General features: G+C 43.7%; 1 protein-coding gene and 2 pseudogenes. All 3 read left to right on the top strand.

Annotated elements, in window-relative coordinates; all coding sequences use genetic code 11:
• Positions 1–793, top strand: a pseudogene (locus R3X28_RS19120) (hypothetical protein); the annotation flags it as partial.
• Positions 790–1,941 (top strand): gliding motility-associated C-terminal domain-containing protein, encoded by a 1,152-nt coding sequence (locus tag R3X28_RS19115; RefSeq protein WP_317666473.1) that lies wholly within the window; start codon positions 790–792, stop codon positions 1,939–1,941. The pseudogene R3X28_RS19120 and the gene R3X28_RS19115, both read left to right, overlap by 4 nt.
• 388 nt (positions 1,942–2,329) lie before the next feature.
• Positions 2,330–3,304, top strand: a pseudogene (locus R3X28_RS19110) (hypothetical protein); the annotation flags it as partial.

The following is a 3,304-nucleotide window of genomic DNA, read 5'->3' as shown; positions in this document are numbered from 1 at the left end:
CAACAAATCAACCGATGTGAACCTGGCTGATGCAACCAATACACTATTCCCTACCGAAACCGCAGTCAAAACCTATGTCGATACACAGATTGCAACCGCTGGCAGCACTAATCTCTCAACAACAGACCTCACTCAAACTGCTAATAGAACTTATGATTTGGACGAAAACGATTTGAGCTTTGACATTACAAATAGTGATGTTACTTTTATAGGAACAGGAGGAAATGTTGGAATTGGTAATGCAGCAAACCCACCTACAAACAAACTTCACGTTGCTGGAGCGATAAGATCACAAGGTTTTCTAAATAGTAATGGTGCTACTGATGGCAGTGAACCCTCATATAGATTTAATGATGACACTGATACTGGAATGTACCGAGGTAATTTAGCTAACTACCTCAGGTTCTCGACTGCAGGAAATGAAGCAATGACTATTGACCCTAGCCAAAACGTGGGTGTCGGGACAACAGCTCCAAATTCAACATTGCACACTGGAGGCTCATTTGCCACAGCTATTAACCGATTATCCGGAACGTTTTCTTTGGATGAAACCCATCATACAATTATTATCATAGGTGATTCAAATATAACGTTACCTGACGCTGCAACTTCTATAGGTCGAATCTATATAATAAAAAATCCAGATACCTCTGCGATTGGAGACTCTCCAGATTACACAACAACAATATCAACCTTTTTAGATGATAATGGCGATAGTTCTACAAGTTTACTTTACGGAGTAACCCAGCTTCAAAGCGATGGCATTAACTGGCAACAAATCAATCAAAGATGAAAAAAGTCAGTCACTTGATATTTATGTTATGGGCTTTAAAAATTTCAGCCCAGACCGCCCTGTACAACAGTGGTAACATACGGATCCACGACCAAGGGCAGCTCGGTTTTCATACCGATCTGATCAACGATGCCGCTTTTGACGAGAATGTGGGGTTGGCCGGTTTTTACGGCAATGACCAGATCTATGTTTCGGGAGCCTTTGTACCTACCTTTTACGATATGGAGATTGCCAACCCTACGGGCGTGCTCCTACAAACAGGGATCAATAACCTGAACAATACCAATTTTATCGTTGGGGATTTCCTCACCTTTAAAAACCAAACAGACGTTTCCTATACCTTTTTACAGGATGCCTTTTATACGGGCGATAGCGATATTTCGCAAGTAGATGGTTATGCCGCGGTTACGGGGCAGTCTTCTTTTACTTTCCCCGTAGGCGATGGGGTACAATTGCGACCATTGATCCTAAGGTCTGAAAGTGATAACCCCGTGGCTAAATGCGCCTATTTTTTTGAGAATGCCGGGAGTCCTACCTCGATCAGTGAAAGTTTTGACCCTGCCATAAAATCCAAGGTTTTGGGGGGCGTCAGTGGCACCGAATTTTGGCGATTGCAGGGTAGCGTGCCTTCGACCATAGAGATCAGTTGGAACGAACGTAGCGATATCGCAGCCCTTACCGATGATGTGACCACGATTATGGTTGCCGGTTGGAGCAAGGCCGAAAACCAATGGGTAGCCTTGAGTCCGGCTGGGGGTACGGGTGACCTTACCGTAGGATTTGTGGCTTCGGACAGCTTTATACCCGATGATTATGAAGCCATTACCTTTGCGACCTTGGATGTACCTGAAGACTTCCTCGATTTGGAGAATTATATCGTTTCCGCCAATGGCGACGGAATCAACGATATTCTGATGATTCCCGAACTGCTGGAACTTTCCCCGAACAACCACCTAAGGATCTATAACCGATATGGGTCTTTGGTATTTGATCAAGTGAATTACACCGACCAATTCAAGGGGTATTCCAATGTGGATAATTTTGTGATCGACCGGGAACAGGGGCTTCCGTCAGATGTTTATTTTTATATTGTTTCTATGGATGACCTTGGATTGAGTTTTCAGGGATTCCTGTATTTAACCCGCTAAAAAGCGGAATGATATTTATTTCGGGTAATTGCATTTTCGGATAAAAAATAAGTCCGATCGCCGATTTAAAACACCCGGTAAATCGGTTACCTCTCCATGTTTTATTTTAATCTTACCGGTGATGTAGGTTATTTCTCTGAATACCTACTGAATACAACGCTTTTCCAGGGTTGAAGTCGACAATCTTCCCCCTTTCCATATAATTCAGTAAATCAATCATTTACGAATAACATCCGGTTTCGACCAACGGTACCTTTTATCGATTAATTAAGGTTCTACTTGCCTTTCACAACATATTGACCGCTTCTCACAACATATTTTATATATCGGGAGTGCATAGGATTATTTTTGATCGATTAACAAAGTACCCCCAAAATCCCCAATCGGAATGGACATTAAGAAAATTGCTATATTTCTAATCCTTCTTGGCACACAGTTAGCGCTTGGCCAGGTAAAAATAGGTGAAAACCCCAGTGTTATAAATCCGTCCTCCATCGTGGAGCTCGAAAGCACGAACAAAGCCTTTGTTTTAACAAGGCTCTCTACCACCCAAATGCAAGGTATTACCCCATTGAACGGTGCCATGGTCTATAACACCGACACCCAATGCATCCATTATTATGACGGAAGCCAATGGAACAACCTATGTAATTCGGGAAGCACTACCGGTACAGGCAGTGCAACGGTGATAGATAATGGCAACGGAACCTTCACGTTTAACAACGGTGTTGGAAGTCCGATTACTTTCTATGGGGCAGAGGAAACCCCTACTACCTTGATCAATAATTTCGACGGAACCTTTACCTATACCAATGAACGCGGGGCACAGACCACTTTCAGTGCCGGTGCTGGCATTCCGGATCTTGCGACTGATGGTACTTCAGGGAATATCGGAATTGATGGGGGAAATACGATTACCTTGAATGTGGACGATGCCGATGCGGACGCAGGAAACGAAATTCAGGTTTTACAATACACAGGGGGAATCATTTCATTAAGCAACGATCCAGATGCAACGGTTATTGATATCTCTGGAATAGCTACTAATACTTCTGATATCGCTGTATTACAGAATGAACAAACCACCCAGAACGATGCCATCGCATTGAACACCGCTAAAACGGGGATCACTCCGGCACAAGCGGCCATCGTTGCGAATACTTCTGGTGTGAACACAGGTGATCAGGATATTTCAGGTATCGCTACCAATGCAACTGCCATTTCAAATAACAATGCTGCCATTGTAGCCAACGATGCTGATATTACAACTCTACAAGCAGAACAAACTACGCAGAACGACGCCATTGCACTGAACACCGCTAAAACGGGAATCACCCCGGCACAAGCGGCAATCGTTGCCAAC

Origin of the sequence: Maribacter sp. TH_r10, assembly GCF_033101095.1 — a bacterium.
Classification (GTDB): Bacteria; Bacteroidota; Bacteroidia; order Flavobacteriales; family Flavobacteriaceae; genus Maribacter_A; species Maribacter_A luteus.
The sequence above is the reverse complement of the archived record's forward strand: the minus strand, read 5'-3'. Positions and strand labels throughout refer to the sequence as shown.

What these genes read in the sequence shown, in the direction of transcription:
- R3X28_RS19115 (WP_317666473.1), top strand. Translation starts at nt 790, where the DNA reads ATGAAAAAAGTCAGTCACTTGATATTTATGTTATGGGCTTTAAAAATT.